Source organism: Comamonas testosteroni, assembly GCF_030505195.1.
GTDB lineage: Bacteria > Pseudomonadota > Gammaproteobacteria > Burkholderiales > Burkholderiaceae_C > Comamonas > Comamonas testosteroni_G.
This window is the reverse complement of the sequence record NZ_CP129672.1, coordinates 3,682,948-3,700,877: the sequence shown is the minus strand read 5'-3', so window position 1 is coordinate 3,700,877 and position 17,930 is coordinate 3,682,948. Positions and strand designations below refer to the sequence as shown.

Sequence of the window (17,930 nt, the reverse complement as noted above, 5' to 3'; positions counted from 1 at the left end):
AGCAACGGGCTTGAAAACTTGAAAGAGCACTCAATGGCCTCCCATAGAGGTGGAGGTGATACGTAGCAGCTTGGCCCACTACTTCGGTGGAGTGGATATCGTCGGTCCCTAGGAGCAAAACCTCGCCCGGGCCCACTGCAGCGTGGGTGGTTTAGACAACGATTCCGGACTTAGGGAACCTCTGCACAAAGCAGTTCCGAGCGTGATAGTCACCGCATAAGCGTGTACTGCTATTTTTGGCGACTCTCCTCCCCCCAATATGCCCGCGCTTCGCGGGCATATTGCCTTTTTAGGCTGTTATCACTGGCTTGGATTGGATGTTCACAAGCAACCGGCCACGGGCCATCCTTAAGTTCGCCAATGCAAACAAGGTATGCAACTGCTGAGTGTTCTTGCTCAAGCCTCGGTAGCGAACTTTGACATGACCAAACTGCCGCTCGATGACCCGGAATGGGTGCTCGACCTTGGCCCGTATCTTGGATTTGACCTGCTCAAGTTGCTCCTGCAAGGCGGAGATGCGCAGCAACATCTCAACGGGAAACGGTGGTAGGCCTTTGCGCCCTTCTGGAGCGTATGGTGCAATCAGTGCCACCATATCCCTCCAGGGCACAACCTGCTGCATCTGTTCAAGGAATTCGCGTTTGCGTGTCTTCTTGGTGGAGAGGTTCAGGCCGAGATCAGTTTGCAGCATGGGCCGGAATGCCGCCGCACCCGGCACGCATGTGCAAGTACATGCGTTGAGGATTTATTCAGAGATTCCCTAGCGGAAAAGCGCAGTCCTTACCGAGAACGGATTGACTTGTCGTTTTTTGCCACCGCATCATCATCGGCATTCAGCAACGCCGGAATCTCGGCCACCAGCGCGTCAATGGCCACCCGCAACTTGCAACGTAATTGCCGTGCCTGTGGCCAGAGTGCATGGATCTCGTAAGAGCGGGCTCGATAGTCGGGCAAGATGTGCACCAGCTCGCCACGCTTGGCATAGCTGCTCAGCAGCCAGCAAGGGACCCAGGCAATGCCGTAGCCCGCCACAGCAGCAGCGGCAATGGCCTGTATATCGTCCATGCTGATCTGGGAGCGCACCTGCAGGCGGTAGTCCGAGCTAGCGCCTCGCCCTGCCACTGGCGCAACATTCCACGGAGCAACGACACCCGAGCGCGAGTAACTGATGACCGCATGACCATCGAGCTCCTCCAGTTTGCCGGGCGTGCCGTGGCGTGCCAGATAGGCAGGGGAAGCGCCGATGCTGATGTGCTGTGTGCCCAGCAGGCGCGCAGACAAGGTGCCGCTGTCTTGCAGCGGGCCTATGCGTATGGCCAGGTCAAATCCCTCCTCGATCAGATCGACTGTGCGGTCGCCAAACGACAGATCGATACTCAGCTGCGGATACAGACGCGTCAGATTCAGCAGTATTGGCGCCACGCACAGCTGCCCAAAGCCTTCTGGCACGCTGACCCGCAGGCGCCCGATGGGCTCCATGCGGCCACTGTCCAGATCCGCCTCGGCTGCATCCAGCTCCTTGAGTGCACGGGTGCAGCGCTCGTAGTAGATCTGCCCTTCCGCGGTCAAGGTCTGGGTGCGCGTATTGCGCTGCAGTAGCCGCGTGCCCAGACGTGCCTCCAGCCTGGCAACGGCCTTCCCCACAGCAGAGCGCGTTACGCCAAGCCGCAGGGCAGCAGCGGTGAAGCCGCCCGCCTCCACCACCTGCACAAAGGTGGAGACTCCTTCCAGAGGGTCTTGCACAGTCATGTCTATTGGGTCCTTTAGTTCCCCAAAAACGGGAAATCAATGCGTGAATTTAAGAATTCTATTCCCATAGACTCGCATTGAACGTTCTGCGCAAGAACGCCGTTTCCCTTTTCTGGAGTGCGCAACCATGTCCTCTAATAATGTTGATCTCTTGAACACCAGCAGCCTGGAGCCGGCACCGACCCGGCGCAATCGCATTGCGCTGCTATCGGTCTGTCTGGCCGCACTGATGTTCAGCCTTGAAATCTCCAGCGTGCCTGTCATCTTGCCCACGCTGGAGTCCGTTCTGCACAGTGACTTCAAAGGCATTCAGTGGATCATGAATGCCTACACCATCGCCTGCGTCTCGGTGCTCATGGCCACCGGGACACTGGCAGACCGGTTTGGCCGCAAGCGGGTCTTTCTGATCTCCATAGCCCTCTTTGCGTTTTCATCGCTGCTGTGCGGCCTGGCATGGAACACACCGATGCTGATTGCCAGCCGCGTGTTTCAGGGGGCCAGCGGCGGCGCCATGCTGATCTGCCTGGTCGCCGTCCTCTCGCATCAATTTCCGCAAGGCGCCGAGCGCAGCCGCGCCTTCAGCACCTGGGGAGTCATGCTCGGCATAGGCTTGGGCTTTGGCCCGCTGATTGGTGGCGTGATCGTCGCCCTATCGGACTGGCGCTGGGTGTTCTGGGTACACGTGCTGATTGCCACGCTGACTTTCTTTCTGGCCACCATCGCCGTGCAGGAATCGCATGACCCCAAGGCCGGCGCGCTGGATCTTGCCGGCATCGTCACGCTGTCCCTCGCAGTATTCGGCCTGGCGTTCTTTGTGACGCAGGGCTCCGATACCGGTTTTGGCAGCATGTCTGCGCTGGCCGCCATGGCTGTGGGTCTGCTGAGTTTTGCGACCTTTGTGTGGGTGGAACTGCGTGCCCAGCATCCCATGTTCGACTTCTCCGTCTTTCGGGTGCGCAATTTCTCCGGTGCACTGCTGGGCTCCATGGGCATGAACTTCAGCTTCTGGGCGTTCATCATCTATCTGCCCATCTATTTTCAAAGTGCGCTAGGTCAGGATGTCACGGCCGCCGGCGTCTCGCTGCTCGCCTACACCCTTCCCACGCTGGTGTTCCCGGTGGTTGGAGAACGCATCGCCATGCGCTATGGCCCGCGTATCGCCATTCCACTGGGGCTATTTGCCATCGGTCTTGGATTCATGCTGATGCTCGCGGGCAGCCAGCTCGCCCACAGCCACTGGCTTTACGTGCTGCCGGGCTGCCTGATTGCCGGCGCAGGGCTGGGTATCACCAACACCCCGGTGACAAATACCACCACGGCAGCGGTCTCCAGCGCACGCGCCGGCATGGCGTCCGGCATCGACATGAGTGCCCGCATGATTACGCTCTCTATCAATATCGCGCTGATGGGTTTCCTGCTGGTGCATGGTGTGCAGCAGCATCTGCAAACCGCATTGCGTGAACCCGTAGATGCTGCAGCGCTGCGCGAGATGGCCAACGGCATTGTCTCTGGCAACCTGCAAGCCCTGCACGCCCTGCAGGCAGGCGCTGGTGCCGTCACTTCGCCACAGGCACTGACAGACATTGCCCGCCAGGCGCTGGTACACAGCTTTGGCGGCGTAATGCTCTATGCCGCCATCGCCGTGTGGCTGCTGGCACTGGGCAGCTTTGTGATCTTTTCGGGTCGCAGGACAGCCCGGTGACTTTTATGGTGGTCCATGCCGATGGGCAGTCCAGTGAATGTTGCCGCTCGAACTCTATCGGCGAAACGTTGCCGAACGCATCGCAAGTTCGACGTAGCCACGACTCGATGGTGCGAAGAAACGGGCATTCAGGCCGATGCGCGGTGAACCACGCAAGCAAGTGGCCAGTTACGAGGGTGATGTGGCCGTTCAAGACACCTGACGTTCCACGACTGGTGTTGGCGATTGCTGCTGTTTAGGCACTGAGTCACAAACGACCGCGATCAGCCTGAAGCTGAACTCAGGCCTAAAGGCTGGCTCACAGCGATCGCCGCCACCCGCAGTTGCATCGCTACCTTAATTTATTGCAGCCACCGCCTGGGCACGCTGACAGGCCAAAGCATCCCTCGTGACAATCGGCGAAAATCCACATACCGTATTCCCATATACGTTCCGCTTGTTTCTCGCCCTGTCATTGGCTGCTACTTTGCTGTGGGCATCACAAATTCGGCACCTTTGCCGATGCTCTCCGGCCAGCGTTGCATGATCGACTTTTGCTTGGTGTAGAAGCGCACGCCTTCTTCACCGTAGGCGTGCATGTCGCCAAACAGGCTGCGCTTCCAACCACCGAAGCCGTGCCAGGCCATAGGCACCGGAATCGGCACGTTGATGCCCACCATGCCCACCTGGATGCGACGGCTGAACTCACGCGCCACATTGCCGTCGCGCGTGAAGCAAGCCACGCCGTTACCAAACTCGTGGGCGTTGATGAGGTCCACGGCTTCGGCAAGATCCTTCACGCGCACGCAGCCCAGCACAGGGCCGAAGATCTCTTCCTTGTAGATGCGCATCTCTGGCCTCACGTGGTCGAACAGCGTGCCTCCAAGCCAGAAGCCATCACCACAGCCTTCGCCCGCCGTCATGCCGTCGAAGCCGCGGCCATCGACCAGCAGCTTCGCACCCTCCTGCTCGCCCAGCGCGATATAGCCGCTGATGCGCTCGTGCGCGACACGCGTTACGATCGGGCCCATCTCGGCAGCCGGGTTCTCGCCGTCGAGTACCTTCAGAGCCTTGGTACGCTCGATCAGCTTGGGCAGCAGCTTGTCGGCCACGTCGCCCACCAGCACCGCAACACTGATGGCCATGCAGCGCTCGCCGGCCGAGCCGTAGCCGGCACCGATCAGTGCGTCCACCGCCTGGTCGATATCGGCGTCGGGCATCACCACCATGTGGTTCTTGGCACCGCCCAGGGCCTGCACACGCTTGCCGTGGCGTGCGCCGGTCTCATAGATGTAGTTGGCAATCGGCGTGGAGCCGACGAAACTGATGGCCTTCACGTCAGGGTGTTCCAGCAGCGCATCGACGGTCACCTTGTCGCCCTGGACCACGTTGAACACGCCATCAGGCAGTCCGGCCTCCATGAGCAACTCGGCCATGAACAGTGAGGCGCTGGGGTCGGTCGGGCTGGGCTTGAGCACAAAGGTGTTGCCTGCCGCGATAGCAACCGGGAACATCCACATCGGCACCATCACCGGGAAGTTGAAAGGTGTGATGCCAGCGACCACGCCCAGCGGCTGGCGCAGCGTCCAGTTGTCCATGCCCGTGGAGACCTGCTCGGTAAAATCACCCTTGAGCAGCTGCGGAATGCCGCAGGCGAATTCCACGATGTCGATGCCGCGGCTGACCTCGCCCTGCGCATCTGTGAACACCTTGCCGTGCTCGGCCGTGATCAGGTGGGCCAGCTCGTCGCGATGCTCGTTGAGCAATTGGAGGAACTTGAACATCACTCGCGCGCGGCGGATCGGCGGCGTGTCTGCCCACTTCGGGAAGGCGGCCTGCGCTGCAGCCACGGCCGCGCCCACATCCTGCGCCGTACCCAGACGTACTTGCCGGCTCACAGTGCCAGTAGCTGGGTTGTAGATGGGTTGCGTGCGAGTGCCATTGCCAGCCTGATGCGTGCCGCAGATGTAGTGGGCGACCTCAGCCCCAATGCGAATGTCGGTCATGTTGAAACTCCTGTTCAATGGAAGAAGATGTGAATGGTCTTAAATTGCTCTCATGAAGGGAGCCTCTCGCGCTTATCCGGTTGTGCCAAAGCAATCTTTTCAATGTCAGAATGCTTCGGGCACAAGAGCCAGCGTGCTTGTGCTGCCCTCGATGAGGGTGTCGCGCATACCAGGCACCTTGGATAGCACGTGGTCAGCGTAGAAATGCGCTGTGGCGATCTTGGCGCTCAGGAAGGCCGTATCGCCCTGCTGACTTGCCAGCAGATCTTGCGCACGCAGCAGTGCTCGGGCCATCTGCCAGCCCGCGACAGTGCTGGCCGCCAGCATCAGGTAAGGCACCGAAGCGGCGTAGACGCTGTTGGGGTGCGATGCAATGTTCCCCAACACGAAATCCACTGCCTGCTCGAATGCCTGCCGGGCCTCGCGCAAGCGGCGGTGCATGGCCTGTGCGGCCGAGCTGTCTGTCCGCGAGGCCAGGGCATCCTCGGTCTGGGTGATCTGTGCGGCAATAGACTTGGCGGTTTGGCCGCCATCGCGCACCGTCTTGCGGCCCACCAGATCATTGGCCTGGATAGCCGTCGTACCTTCGTAGATGGGCAGGATGCGCGCATCTCGGTAATGCTGTGCAACACCCGTTTCCTCGATGAAGCCCATGCCCCCATGCACCTGGACACTCAACGAGGTCGCTTCCAGACTCATCTCGGTGCTGTAGCCCTTGACCAGAGGAACGAGGAATTGGTAGAAGTTACGAAGGCGCTCTCGTGTCTCGGCATCCGTGTGGTGGTGCGCTCCGTCATGCGCAGCGGCGGCCACGGCGGCCATGGCGCGGCAGCTTTCGGTGAGCGCGCGCATGGTCATGAGCATGCGGCGTACTTCAGGGTGATGGATGATGGTGGCGCTGACCTTGCCGCTGCCGTCCACCGGGCGCGACTGCACTCGCTCCTTGGCGTAGGTCACGGCTTGTTGGTACGCACGCTCAGCCACGGCAATGCCCTGCACACCAACGGCGTAGCGGGCCGCGTTCATCATGACGAACATGTACTCAAGGCCGCGATTCTCCTCACCGACCATATAGCCCACGGCGCCGGGGCCGACGCTATCTGCAATGCCCGCCGCCGTGCCATCGCCAAACTGCAGCACGGTCGTGGGGCTGGCCTTGATGCCGAGCTTGTGCTCGATGCTGACGCAGTGCACGTCGTTGCGCGCACCAAGCGAGCCATCGGCATTCACTAGGAACTTGGGCACGACGAACAGGCTAATGCCCTTGACACCCTCCGGAGCTCCAGCCACGCGGGCCAGAACCAGATGGACGATGTTGTCCGCCATGTCGTGCTCGCCGTAGGTGATGAAGATTTTGGTACCGAAGACCTTGTATGTGCCGTCGCCCTGTGAGTCAGCCTTAGTGCGCACCAGCGCCAGATCGGAACCAGCCTGTGGCTCGGTGAGGTTCATGGTGCCTGTCCATTCGCCGCTCACCAGTTTCGCCAAGTAGGTAGCCTGCAATTCGTCGCTGCCCGCCGTCAGCAGCGCCTCAATGGCACCGTCGGTCAAGAGCGGGCAAAGCGCAAAGCTCATGTTGGCGCTACTGAACATTTCCGCGCACGCTGCGCCTATGGTCTTAGGCAGGCCCTGGCCACCAAAAGACAGCGGGTGCTGCAAGCCCTGCCAGCCCCCTTCCACGAACTGCTGGTAAGCCTGCTTGAAGCCGGGCGTGGTCGTCACCACGCCATTTGTCCAGGTCGAGGGTTTCTTATCGCCGATCGCATTCAACGGAGCTACCACGCTTTGGGTGAACTTAGCGCACTCGTGCAACACGGCTTGCGCCGTCTCCATACCGGCGTCTTCCAATCCCGGCAGTCGTGCAGTCGCTTCCAGCCCGGCAAGCTCCCGCATGCAAAACAGCATGTCGTCAATGGGTGCAACGTAGGTCATGGTCTGATGTCTCCTGGGGGTCGTCTAGTGAGATACGGCGGCGATGCCCACAGCGGTCTCAGCGCGCACTTCCTGCGCCGGGAATCCGGCTCTGTCCAGAGCGGCGCGCGGCGAGCGGTCCATGAGGGACACCACGACGATAACCAGGAACGCCAGCGGCATTGAAATCAACGTGGGGTAGTCATAGGGGAAAACCGGCTCGGCGAAGTGAAAGATGCGCACCCACACGGCGGGTGAGAGCACCACCAGCGCCAGTGCTATGCCCAGCCCCGTAAGGCCACCCGCCAGCGCGCCGCGGGTCGTCAGTCCGCGCCAATACATGGACATGAGCAGCACCGGGAAGTTGGCCGAAGCGGCAATGCTGAAAGCCAGCGCCACCAGAAAGGCCACGTTCTGGTCGCGAAACAGTAGACCCAGCACGATGGCGACTATGCCGATGCCAATGGAGGCTTGACGGTTCACGCGCATGGCCTCTCGGGGCGAGACGTGATCGTTCTTGAACACCTTAGAGTACAGGTCATGGGCAATGGCTGAGGCCCCAGCTAGCGTCAGGCCACTAACCACCGCGAGAATGGTAGCAAACGACACGGCGGCCAACAGGCCGAACAGCAGGTTCCCGCCCAGTGCCGTCGCCAGGTGCATGATGGGCATGTTCGAGCCACCCAGCACCGGGCCACCCACCTTGCCATCGACATAGAACGCGGGGTAGTTCGGCAGGATGGCCATGGCGCTCAGGCCCAGGAAGCAGATGACCACGAAGAACACGCCCATCAGGCCGGTGGCGACGAACACAGATTTGCGAGCTGCGCGCGCATCAGGCACGGTGAAGAAGCGCATCATGATGTGCGGAAGTCCCGCAATGCCGAACACTAGCGAAACGGCCAACGAAAGGCCCGAAAACGGGTTCGCCATCAGTTTCCAGGGGCCCTTCATCGCCTCGCCCGCGGGGTGATGACTGGCGGCAGCAGCAACGAGGGCTGAAAAATCGAAATTGAAATAGCGCAGTGCCAGCACCGTCAGCACGATGCCGTTGCCCAGCATCAGTACGGCCTTGATGATCTGCACCCAGGTGGTAGCAACCATGCCGCCGACCACGACGTACACCATCATCAACAGGCCAACAGCGATGACCGCGTAGGTGTAGTCCACGCCAAACAGCAGCTGCACCAGTTGCCCGGCACCGACCATTTGCACGATGAGGTAGAACAGCACCACTGTCAGCGAGCTGATGGCGGTAAAGATTCGTGTGCTGCGCTCGTCCAGGCGGTAGGAGATGATGTCGCTCAGCGTGTATCGCCCAAGGTTTCGCAATCGCTCGGCGATCACGAACATGATCATTGGCCAGCCCATGAAAGCGCACACCGCATAGAGCAACGAGTCGAAGCCATTGGAAAATGCCAGGCTGGAGATGCCCAACAGCGTGGCGGCGGACATGTAATCGCCCACGATAGCCAAGCCGTTTTGGGTGCCGGTGATGCCACCGCCTGCAGTGTAGAAGTCCGAGGTAGAACGCGTGTGCTGCGATGCCCACCAGGTGATGCCCAGGGTGATGGCGACGAAGCCCGCGAAGATCAGGATGGCCTGCGTGTTCATACCCGTACCTCCGACAGCAGCCGCTCGTACGAAGCGTCGAAGCGTGTATTGGCGATGTGGATATAGATGCCTGTCAGCACCCATGACAGCGCAATCAGGCCGATGGCGCACGCCACGCCGCCGGTGAGCGTGCCCGCACGGTTCAATGGCACGGCTAGGCTGGCTGGCGATAGGACCGCCGTCAGGATGAAGGCCATGCACAGCCCCAGGCACACACCGGCGAAAGCGAAGGCCATTCGGCGGCGTTGTGCCTTGAGCTGCTCGTAGCCAGGGTGGCCGGGCAACCGCCGGCAGATTTCCTCGTTCGAAAGCATCACTTGTCTCCGTTGTTGTTGTGGGGCATCGGGCGAAGTTCGATTCAGTTGCCCAGTTGGACCTTCGGGGCCTTTTTGTTGACGAATTCGCCCAGCCGCTGCTGCACGTCATGCCCCTGTTGGATCATGGCCATCACCAGCCCTTCGGTGAACAGGCCGTCCGTGGCCGACATGTCTGCAATACGACTGATGGCACTGACGATCGCGTAGTTGGACAAGGTTGCGTTGCCCGCGATCTTTTTTGCCAGGGAAAGCGCCAGCTCGAGGGCGGGCTTCTCACCTTTGGCGGTGTCGCACACGTAGTGGGCCAGGCCCAGCTGACGGCCTTCATGCGCATCGACGACCCGGCCCGTGAGCATCATCTCAACCATGCGCGGTGCGGAGATGATGCGCGCCGTGCGCACAGTAGCGCCGCCGCCAGTGAAGATGCCACGTGTTCCCTCGGGCAACGCGAAGAAGGTGCCGCTGTCGGCCACACGGACATGGGCCGCGCTGGCAAGTTCCAGCCCGCCGCCTACTACGGCGCCTTGCAGGCAGGCGACCACAGGGATGCCGCCATGCTGAATCTTGTCGAACGCGCGGTGCCAGCCCTGACACACGCGCATGAATTCAACGCCGCTGCGCTCCTTGTCGTGGTGCTCCTTCAGATCAAGCCCGGCGCAGAAGTGGTCGCCCTTGGCCGTTAGGAGAATGGCGCGGATGTGGCTGGGTATCGCCGAGAAATAGGCATCGATGGCTGCAATGGCCTCTTCGTTGAGCGCGTTGCGCTTGTGTTCCATGTTCAGGGTAACAATGCCAACGTTGTCCTGCTCGGAAGTCAGCAAAATGGAATGGGACATAGAAATGGCTCCTGGTAATGTGTGAAAGCGGGAAGGGAATAAGGCGAAAGAGAGAAAGAGGGGAAATGGCTCAAGTCGGCCATTGGCGCAATGCCGTCTTCTGGATCTTTCCGGTCGCCGTCATCGGCATGTGGTCGATGAACACCACCTTGTCAGGGATGGACCACTTGGCCACACGCCCCTGGTAGCGCGCGAGCATGTGCTCTGCCGATAGTTCCACTCCAGCCTTCGGAACAATGAACAGAACGGGCCGCTCGCCCCACTTTTCGCTGGCTTCGGCGATGCAGGCGGCGTACTCGACACCCGGCTCCTCCATAGCGATGTTTTCCATCTCGATAGAAGAAATCCATTCGCCCCCGGACTTGATGACATCCTTGCTGCGGTCGGTAATGCGCATGTAGCCATGCGCATCCATGCTGCCGACGTCACCCGTGCGAAACCAGCCGTCTTCATTTGCAGACTCGCTCTTGCCGTAGTAGCGCGAAATGACCCAGTTGCCCTGCACCATCAGATGCCCGGTCCCGGTAGCTACGCCATCATGAGGCAGGCGCTTCCCTTCGTCGTCGACTACCTTGAAGCGTGCACCAAATAAGGGGCGCCCCTGCGACGACAGCACATGCAATGTCTCATCATCGGACAGCGACGCATGCTGCGGCAGCAACTGACATACGGTGCCCAAGGGAGATACCTCCGTCATGCCCCAGGCATGGTGTACCGTAACCTTGCGCTGCGCAAAGGCCGCGATCATGTGTGGCGGACATGCTGCGCCACCGATGACTAGGCGCTGGAGCGTGCTAAAGGCCAGGTCCTGGCTTTCTACGTGGTCGAGCACCCCTTTCCACACAGTGGGAACACCCGCCGACAGCGTCACTCCCGCGCGCTCGCAAAGAGCGTAGAGACGGTCGCCCTGCATGTTCGAACCCGGCAGAACGATCCTGGCCCCAGACATTAGTGCGGAATACGGCAAACCCCAGGCGTTGACGTGGAACATGGGCACCAGGGGCATCACCGCATCGCTGGCCGAGATGGCAAGCGCATTGGGGTGGCTCGATGCGTAGGCGTGCAGTACCGTCGAGCGATGGGAGTACAGCGCCCCCTTGGGCGAGCCTGTGGTGCCGGATGTGTAGCACAGACCGCATGCAGTGTTCTCATCAAACACCGGCCATTCGAAGTTATGGGTGTCGCTGTCCAGCCAGGCGCCGTAGCCTTCCTCAGCACCCTCGCAAAGTGGCACCCAGTGCGTCACGCTCAGGCAACGCAGGCGCAGGAACTCGACCAGCTCTGCGAAGTGCTCGTCGTAGAACAGCACGCTGTCCTGTGCATCGTTGATGATGAAGACGATTTGCTCACGACTCAGACGAGGGTTGACCGTGTGACACACTGCGCCAAGGCCGGCGGTGGCGTAGTAGATCTCCAGATGGCGATAGGTGTTCCATGCCAATGTCGCCACCCTGTCACCTTTCTGTACGCCTCGAATTTTCATACCGACAGCCAGCTGTCTAACCCTTTCTCCGAAGTCTCGGTACGAATAGGCATGCAGCCCTCCGTCGTCAAGTGCCGTCAAAATCTGCTGATCTCCGTCATTTTCAAGTGCATGGGTTAGGATTTGGCTGATGAGCAAGGGAATGCTCATCATGTTTCCAGGCTGTTCCATTACGTTGTCTCCTTGCCTGAAGAATAGGCAAAAGACACGGGCTGCTAAATTGCCAAAGTTGACGGGGCATATGCAAAAACTGACAACTTCACCCACCACGACAGCAACGGTGTCGTTTGCCCTCGTGCAGGACCTGCTGCAAAGTCTGCGTTTGCTTTGCCGAGAGGCAGATCTGGACGCCTGCCTGAAGGAAGCAGGCATAGTCAAGGCCTTCATCGACCAAGCTGGCGCGCGGCTGACGCATGACCAGTTGGTGGGGCTCTACCGCGCCAGTGCCGGTGCAACGGGCGATGAGATGATGGGACTGTGGAGCCGCCCCATCAGGACTGGCTCATTGAAATACATCGTCCGGGCGGTGATGGATGCGCCGAGCATCCGTGTGGCGCTGTACCGTTTCACACAAGTCTGGAATCTGCTGCTAGATGACTACCGTTTGAATTTGACCCAGAAAAAGGCCGAGCTGTGCATGGAACTTATCCCTCGCTCATCCAGTTCTGGCGTGAACCGCTTCGGCCACGCGCTGATGCTCAAGCTCACGCACGGCATCGTTTCATGGCTTGTCGGGAGAGAGGTTCCGGTGCGCAGCGTGAGTTTCGCGTTTTCGCGCCCCGCTTTTGCTGCCGACTATCCCATCCTGTTTCCAGCCCCCGTGGACTTTGGCAGCAGGTATTCGCAGATCACCTTCGATGGTGATCTGGGAAAAATCCATTCTGCCCGCAGCGCCTTAGAGGTACGCAGCTTCCTAGAGCGAGCCCCCCGTGACTGGATTTTTACCTCCTACCATGAGCACGCCATGCGGTTGAAAGTGCGCGAGTTGTTGTATGCCGATCTGAGGCACACGCTGGATGCAGTGGCAATGCGGCTGCACATGTCTTCGCGAACATTGATCCGCAAATTGCAGGATGAAGGCCTGTCCTTTCAAAGCATCAAGGACGAACTGCGCCGGGATCTGGCCATTCTGAGCCTCGTGCGCGATGACGTCTCGTTAGGCGAGATTGCCTATGCGCTGGAATTCAGTTCACCGGCAGTTTTTCATCGGGCATTCCGCCATTGGACAGGCATGACACCTGGCGCTTACCGGGCTGCGCAACAGTCGTTGCAATGAGCGGCCTCTCCTTGTGCAGCCATCGGCGTGAGGCTCCCGCCGCACCACCCGGGATGACCAGCTCATCGACGAGGCATCCTCCTAGTTCAGCGTGTCGCCTAAACGCTGCGCAATCGCCCGAACAATGGCGATACCCAAGACCGCGCCATCCTGGCGCTGCCGGTCTGGTCTCCACGGTCAATGGTCGACACGCCCCGAGTCTGGGGCGATCGGTTCTGGAGGCTCCTTGAGAGCCCGTGAAATTTAAGCCGCCGAGGTTCCCCGTCAGCAGCTCCATCACAACTCTTTTAGAAGGAGCAGTTGTGTTGAACTGCTCGTCAATGAAGATGCTCGCTGCGCCGAAAGGCACTTACTTGTATCGGTCCACCAGTCAGTTAATAAGCGGGCCAAGGGACATTCCATCGACAAAATTCGAGGAGTTTTTTGGTGTAGTAGTTGCGCCGTGTTCGTTTCATGCGCGACACCTCCCGCTGTCCGCGCAGTCTCTCGCGTGTTGTATTGACCGCTTGAATCCGCAGACACATTGCCATTTAGCAGGTAATCACGGCATCTGGCTAGCTGTCAGCCGTCAATAATAGACGCCCTCAAAAGCAAATCTGGACACACCTCCATGGCAATGAACCATTGGCTTCTTTTCTGCGGCATTTCACTCTTGATCTGCTTTACTCCAGGCCCAGCCGTTTTGCTAGCTATCTCGAACTCTATGGAAGTGGGGATGCGGCGCACTACCTGGAGTTCGCTGGGCAGCTCCGTTGGAATTTTCATAGTCTCAGGGCTAGCGATGATAGGCATGGGGACAATTCTCAGCGTGTCATCGAATGCGTTTCTGCTGATGAAGGTGGCTGGCGCGATGTACCTGATCTGGCTTGGAATCAAGCGCTGGCGTAGCAATGACGGAATACTTGGCGATGCTACCGTCCCCGCGCAGACGCGTCAGCGCGGGAACTGGCAGTTGTTGGCACAAGGATTGGGGGTGTCGATAACTAATCCTAAATCGATCCTGTTCTTTTCCGCTCTGTTTCCACAATTCATAGTGCCGGGCACTTCCCTTTTCACTCAATACCTGCTGCTGACTGCGACATTTGCAGGCTGCGCACTAGTCTCACATGCCTGCTATGTGATCTTCATTTCACTGATCAGGAGCCACCTAATATCACGCGCAAAGCTTTTCAACCGAATCATAGGGGGCACCTTTATAGCCTTGGGCCTGAGCCTGCTGAAGACTCGACAAAAGCTGACTTGACGTCAGCGAATATGATTCGCATGCATTTCTTGCATCAGGCGTGCTTGGCACGTAGGGCTGCGAAGGTTTCTCCAGGCGATCAAGAAAGCTATTCGGGGGCTTCCTTGAATTTTATTCCGCTACGCAATGAGGGGGCTGCTGGCAGCATTTGGCACATTGGACCCACTGCTGCCGCTTGCACTTCGCCTACCTAGGCGTGCTAAGCACGGTTCACGATCCTTTTTTCTTGATACCGAATATGCCGGCATTGCTCATGATGGTTCCCCGTCGATGGGCTGATGGAGTATCCAGCCAGTCGTGGTGGCGTGAGCATACAGCGTTCCATCTGGTCCAACAATGCGCCCCTCCGCTGTACTTACCTGCCGGCCTGAACTGGCTTGGGCGGTCCGTGAATGCCACACCGCGGGACCTAAGGAGGGGAACCCAGGCACAAAGGCTCTGGTTGGGTGAACCAGGCCCCTGTCCAAGCCGACACAAGGGGTGAAAAGTCAATCGGCCGTTACGCCGGAATCCTTGATGATCTTGGACCAGCGATTCATTTCACTTTCAACATACCTCTTGTGCTCGGCGGGCTCCAGGCGGGAGTCGGTCACGACGCGCACCCCCAGCGCTTCTTCCCGCATGATGAGTTCGGGATCCTTGAGCGCGGTGCGGATGGCCGCATTCAGTTTGGCCAGGACAGCAGGCGGCGTGCCCCTAGGCGCGTAGACGCCGTGCCACACCGACATCTCAAAGCCCGTAAGCCCAGCTTCCGCTAGCGTGGGCACCTGGGCCAGCACCGGTAGGGTCATCCGCCGTTGACTGGTGACACCGTACACCTTGACCTTTTTTGCTTCGATCTGCGGCACTGCGTTGGTTGCCTGCTCGCACATCAGATCGACCTGCCCGCCCATCAGGTCGGTCATGGCCGGCGCAGTGCCCTTGTACGGCACGAGAGTCATTTTTGATTTGAGGCTTGCCTGCAGGACAAGGCTGCACAGATGGGATGCGGAGCCCACACCGGCATTGGCGAGATTGACCTTTCCCTCATTAGCGCTAATCCATGTACGCAGTTCTGCCAGCTGGGTGGCGGCTAAGCCAGGCTTGCCAATCAGGGTCGATGGAGCCTCATTGATAAGGCCTAGGTACTCGAAATCCTCCAGCGTCTTGTAAGGCAGCTTCTTATAAAGGGCCGGCGCGGTGGACAGCCCGATATGGTGCACCAGTAAGGTGTATCCGTCTGGTGTGGCACGTGCTACCCGCGCCGCACCAATGGTTCCGCCAGCGCCTGCCGTGTTATCGACAACCACGGTCTGGCCCAGGGGCTTGCGCAGCGCTTCCGCCAGGTCACGGGCGATCTTGTCGCTGGGGCCGCCAGCTGAGAACGGGACGACGAGGGTGATCGGTTTAACCGGAAATTCTGCCCAGGCCGAGGTGCTAACGGTGATCAGGCCTATGGCCGCGACAGCCACCTGTTGTTTCAAAATGCCCATGACCTTGTCTCCTGATTTTGTGTTTTTTGTTGGGGTCAGGCGGAAAGAGCCTGCATTTGCGCGTACAGATCGGCCTTGCCCTCGAAGCCAATCCCGGGCAGATAGGGCAATGTCACGTGGCCGTCAATCACCTTCACGCCGTCGGGGAAGCCGCCGAATGGTTGGAACAGGTCCGGGTACGACTCGTTGCCTCCCAGGCCCAGGCCGGCGGCGATGTTCAGCGACATCTGGTGTCCACCGTGTGGGATGCAACGGCTGGCTGACCAGCCATGTTCCTTGAGCATGTCCAGCGTGCGCAGGTACTCGACAAGGCCATAGCTCAAAGCGCAGTCAAACTGAAGCCAGTCGCGATCGGGGCGCATGCCGCCGTAACGGATCAAGTTCCGCGCGTCCTGCATAGAGAACAGATCCTCCCCGGTGGCCATAGGGTTCTTGTAGTAGTTGCGCAAGGTGGCCTGTAGTTCAAAGTCGAGCGGGTCGCCTGGCTCTTCGTACCAGAAGAGGTCGTACTGAGAGAGCGCCTTGGCGTACTGGATGGATGTGTCCAGATCGAAACGGCCGTTGGCATCCACGCACAGTTTCTGGCCGTCTTGCAACACGCTGAGAATGGAGTCGATACGGCGGAGATCTTCGTCGAGCGACGCACCACCAATCTTCTTCTTGACCACGGTATAGCCGCGATCAATGTAGCTGCGCATCTCGTCCTTCAGCTTGTTATGGTCCTGGCCGGGGTAGTAGTAGCCGCCAGCGGCGTACACAAATATCTTGCGGTTTGGCGTGCCGTTGCCATAACGGTCTGCCAACAATTGGAAGAGCGGCTTGCCTTCAATCTTGGCGACGGCATCCCACACTGCCATATCGATGGTGCCGATGGCCACGGAGCGCTCGCCGTGTCCGCCTGGCTTCTCGTTGGTGAACATCGCGTTCCAGATCTTGTGCGGGTCGAGGTTTTTGCCGCTGGCATCGATCAGCGAATCCGGATTGGCTTCCAGCACGCGAGGAATAATGCGCTCACGCATCAGCTTGCCCTGACCATAGCGGCCATTGGAGTTGAAGCCATAGCCCACCACCGGCTTGCCATCGCGGATCACGTCGGTAATCACCGCCACCAGGCTCAGCGTCATCTTGCTAAAGTCGATGTACGCATTGCGGATGGGCGAACTGATAGGAATGGTTTTCTCTCTGATCTCAACAATCTTCATGCTTGACTCCGGGTAACGAAACAAATGTCTGAGTCGGTATGATCCGCAGCCGCGCACTGATTGACCAATGCTGTTTTTCTACTCTTTAATGCTTTCAAGGCACCGGCAATGAACATCTCCTGGCTTGAAGATTTTTTGGTCTTGGCCTCAGTAGGAAATTTTTCTCGGGCCGCTGAAGATCGTCATATGACCCAGCCCGCATTCGGTCGCCGCGTCCGAGCGCTGGAGGAGTGGTTGGGGACGGAGCTTTTTGACAGAAGCACACAGCCCGTCAAGCTCACTGAGGCCGGGCAGTGGTTTCAGGCTATCGCGCCAGAATTACTGGCTGAGATTGCGCGGCTACCGGGGGCTGCGCGTGCAGTGGCAGAAGCGAACTCAAAAAGCTTGCGATTCGCTGCGACACATGCGCTGTCGCTGACCTTCGTGCCTGGCTGGTTGCGGCGCTTTGAAGCGCATACGATGGCGGGGACGCTTCAATTGGAGTCGGACATGCTCCATCGGTGCGAGGCTCTCCTGGCTCAAAGCAAGGTGCAGTTCGTTCTGTGCCATGCCCACGCTCAAGCGCCAAGTCAGCTTCAGATGCAAGGCTACCCATCCATCTGCGTGGGTATCGATGTATTGCACCCTGTTTCCGCCATGGGGCCAAAGGGCCAAGCCCTTCACCAATTGGAACGCCCCGGGACGGTTGCCCCTCTTTTGGCCTACAGCGCGGAATCCGGGCTGGGCAGTATCCTTCATAAAACCATCGACCATGCGCTAGGAGCGCTTCAAACACAAACAGTCTTCACTGCCCACTTGGCATCCGTACTACGGACGATGGCACTCGAAGGCAGAGGCATCGCTTGGCTGCCTCAAAGCCTTGTCGGCGATGACCTTGCAGCAGGCACGTTGGTTGCAGCGGCCACTGAAGCGTGGAATATCGATCTTGAAATCCGAGTCTATCGAGCACATTCGCAGTTGGGGAACGCTGCAGAAGCTCTGTGGGGCACGGTCGTGCAGTCAGTGACGGGTAAACCAGCGGAGCTGCACGCCCAAATTCCCGGCCGTTGACGCATCAGGTGGCGTAATTGCTCTCTGCCGTCTAGTGACCTCGAGTGATGGGGCAGCCCTCCCACTCCAAGCCCGGCATCGCACGACCAA

13 protein-coding genes and 3 pseudogenes are annotated in these 17,930 nt (G+C 59.4%); 4 read left to right on the top strand and 12 right to left on the bottom strand.

What is annotated here, in order from left to right:
- Window positions 1-289 precede the first annotated feature (289 nt).
- The 3 genes and pseudogenes from QYQ99_RS17015 to QYQ99_RS17010 form a co-directional block, all read right to left on the bottom strand.
- Window positions 290-478, bottom strand: a pseudogene (locus QYQ99_RS17015) (transposase); the annotation flags it as partial.
- A 21-nt stretch (window positions 479-499) separates the two neighbouring features.
- A pseudogene (locus QYQ99_RS28485) lies at window positions 500-691 on the bottom strand (IS5 family transposase); the annotation flags it as partial.
- Between the two features lie 89 nt (window positions 692-780).
- Complete coding sequence (locus QYQ99_RS17010; RefSeq protein WP_302089235.1) at window positions 781-1,749, bottom strand: LysR family transcriptional regulator; 969 nt, start codon at window positions 1,747-1,749, stop codon at window positions 781-783.
- A gap of 127 nt (window positions 1,750-1,876) precedes the next feature.
- Here QYQ99_RS17010 and QYQ99_RS17005 point away from each other — a divergent pair, with 127 nt between their 5' ends.
- Window positions 1,877-3,451 carry an MFS transporter gene (locus QYQ99_RS17005; protein WP_302089234.1) on the top strand — a complete coding sequence of 525 codons (1,575 nt, stop codon included), beginning with the start codon at window positions 1,877-1,879 and terminating at the stop codon, window positions 3,449-3,451.
- A gap of 461 nt (window positions 3,452-3,912) precedes the next feature.
- Here the strand turns inward: QYQ99_RS17005 and QYQ99_RS17000 are convergent, their stop codons facing one another.
- From QYQ99_RS17000 to QYQ99_RS16975, 6 genes are all read right to left on the bottom strand, one after another.
- Window positions 3,913-5,436: a CoA-acylating methylmalonate-semialdehyde dehydrogenase gene (locus tag QYQ99_RS17000; protein ID WP_149357367.1), complete on the bottom strand. Its 1,524-nt coding sequence runs from the start codon at window positions 5,434-5,436 to the stop codon at window positions 3,913-3,915.
- 105 nt (window positions 5,437-5,541) lie between these two features.
- The gene (locus QYQ99_RS16995) at window positions 5,542-7,368 is read right to left on the bottom strand and encodes an acyl-CoA dehydrogenase (protein WP_302089233.1); all 1,827 of its coding nucleotides are present in this window, start codon (window positions 7,366-7,368) and stop codon (window positions 5,542-5,544) included.
- A gap of 24 nt (window positions 7,369-7,392) precedes the next feature.
- Window positions 7,393-8,961 (bottom strand): sodium:solute symporter family transporter, encoded by a 1,569-nt coding sequence (locus tag QYQ99_RS16990; RefSeq protein WP_302089232.1) that lies wholly within the window; start codon window positions 8,959-8,961, stop codon window positions 7,393-7,395.
- A complete protein-coding gene (locus tag QYQ99_RS16985; protein ID WP_238707865.1) occupies window positions 8,958-9,275 on the bottom strand; it encodes a DUF485 domain-containing protein in 318 nt (105 codons plus the stop codon). Before QYQ99_RS16985 ends, QYQ99_RS16990 begins: the two co-directional genes overlap by 4 nt.
- 44 nt (window positions 9,276-9,319) lie before the next feature.
- Complete coding sequence (locus QYQ99_RS16980) at window positions 9,320-10,114, bottom strand: crotonase/enoyl-CoA hydratase family protein (RefSeq protein ID WP_302089231.1); 795 nt, start codon at window positions 10,112-10,114, stop codon at window positions 9,320-9,322.
- 70 nt (window positions 10,115-10,184) lie between these two features.
- Complete coding sequence (locus tag QYQ99_RS16975) at window positions 10,185-11,768, bottom strand: long-chain-fatty-acid--CoA ligase (protein ID WP_302089230.1); 1,584 nt, start codon at window positions 11,766-11,768, stop codon at window positions 10,185-10,187.
- Between QYQ99_RS16975 and QYQ99_RS16970 the strand changes: the two genes are divergently transcribed.
- Window positions 11,728-12,873 (top strand): AraC family transcriptional regulator, encoded by a 1,146-nt coding sequence (locus QYQ99_RS16970; protein WP_302089229.1) that lies wholly within the window; start codon window positions 11,728-11,730, stop codon window positions 12,871-12,873. The genes QYQ99_RS16975 and QYQ99_RS16970 overlap by 41 nt on opposite strands.
- 610 nt (window positions 12,874-13,483) lie before the next feature.
- Window positions 13,484-14,116 carry a LysE family translocator gene (locus QYQ99_RS16965; RefSeq protein ID WP_302089228.1) on the top strand — a complete coding sequence of 211 codons (633 nt, stop codon included), beginning with the start codon at window positions 13,484-13,486 and terminating at the stop codon, window positions 14,114-14,116.
- Between the two features lie 251 nt (window positions 14,117-14,367).
- Here the strand turns inward: QYQ99_RS16965 and QYQ99_RS16960 are convergent.
- The 3 genes and pseudogenes from QYQ99_RS16960 to QYQ99_RS16950 all read right to left on the bottom strand — a co-directional run.
- A pseudogene (locus QYQ99_RS16960) lies at window positions 14,368-14,484 on the bottom strand (aromatic compound catabolic protein); the annotation flags it as partial.
- 120 nt (window positions 14,485-14,604) lie between these two features.
- Window positions 14,605-15,588 (bottom strand): tripartite tricarboxylate transporter substrate-binding protein, encoded by a 984-nt coding sequence (locus QYQ99_RS16955; RefSeq protein ID WP_302089227.1) that lies wholly within the window; start codon window positions 15,586-15,588, stop codon window positions 14,605-14,607.
- A 35-nt stretch (window positions 15,589-15,623) separates the two neighbouring features.
- Entirely contained in the window at window positions 15,624-16,790 is a 1,167-nt protein-coding gene (locus QYQ99_RS16950) for a mandelate racemase/muconate lactonizing enzyme family protein (RefSeq protein WP_302089226.1), read from the bottom strand.
- 108 nt (window positions 16,791-16,898) lie between these two features.
- On the opposite strand from QYQ99_RS16950, the gene QYQ99_RS16945 reads away from it, so the two are divergent.
- Window positions 16,899-17,840, top strand: coding sequence for a LysR family transcriptional regulator (locus QYQ99_RS16945; protein WP_302093202.1), 942 nt, complete (start codon window positions 16,899-16,901; stop codon window positions 17,838-17,840).
- The last annotated feature ends 90 nt before the right edge of the window (window positions 17,841-17,930 follow it).

What these genes read in the sequence shown, in the direction of transcription:
- QYQ99_RS17010 (WP_302089235.1), bottom strand. Translation starts at nt 1,749, where the DNA reads ATGACTGTGCAAGACCCTCTGGAAGGAGTCTCCACCTTTGTGCAGGTG.
- QYQ99_RS17005 (WP_302089234.1), top strand. Translation starts at nt 1,877, where the DNA reads ATGTCCTCTAATAATGTTGATCTCTTGAACACCAGCAGCCTGGAGCCG.
- QYQ99_RS17000 (WP_149357367.1), bottom strand. Translation starts at nt 5,436, where the DNA reads ATGACCGACATTCGCATTGGGGCTGAGGTCGCCCACTACATCTGCGGC.
- QYQ99_RS16995 (WP_302089233.1), bottom strand. Translation starts at nt 7,368, where the DNA reads ATGACCTACGTTGCACCCATTGACGACATGCTGTTTTGCATGCGGGAG.
- QYQ99_RS16990 (WP_302089232.1), bottom strand. Translation starts at nt 8,961, where the DNA reads ATGAACACGCAGGCCATCCTGATCTTCGCGGGCTTCGTCGCCATCACC.
- QYQ99_RS16985 (WP_238707865.1), bottom strand. Translation starts at nt 9,275, where the DNA reads ATGCTTTCGAACGAGGAAATCTGCCGGCGGTTGCCCGGCCACCCTGGC.
- QYQ99_RS16980 (WP_302089231.1), bottom strand. Translation starts at nt 10,114, where the DNA reads ATGTCCCATTCCATTTTGCTGACTTCCGAGCAGGACAACGTTGGCATT.
- QYQ99_RS16970 (WP_302089229.1), top strand. Translation starts at nt 11,728, where the DNA reads ATGAGCAAGGGAATGCTCATCATGTTTCCAGGCTGTTCCATTACGTTG.
- QYQ99_RS16975 (WP_302089230.1), bottom strand. Translation starts at nt 11,768, where the DNA reads ATGGAACAGCCTGGAAACATGATGAGCATTCCCTTGCTCATCAGCCAA.
- QYQ99_RS16965 (WP_302089228.1), top strand. Translation starts at nt 13,484, where the DNA reads ATGGCAATGAACCATTGGCTTCTTTTCTGCGGCATTTCACTCTTGATC.
- QYQ99_RS16955 (WP_302089227.1), bottom strand. Translation starts at nt 15,588, where the DNA reads ATGGGCATTTTGAAACAACAGGTGGCTGTCGCGGCCATAGGCCTGATC.
- QYQ99_RS16950 (WP_302089226.1), bottom strand. Translation starts at nt 16,790, where the DNA reads ATGAAGATTGTTGAGATCAGAGAGAAAACCATTCCTATCAGTTCGCCC.
- QYQ99_RS16945 (WP_302093202.1), top strand. Translation starts at nt 16,899, where the DNA reads ATGAACATCTCCTGGCTTGAAGATTTTTTGGTCTTGGCCTCAGTAGGA.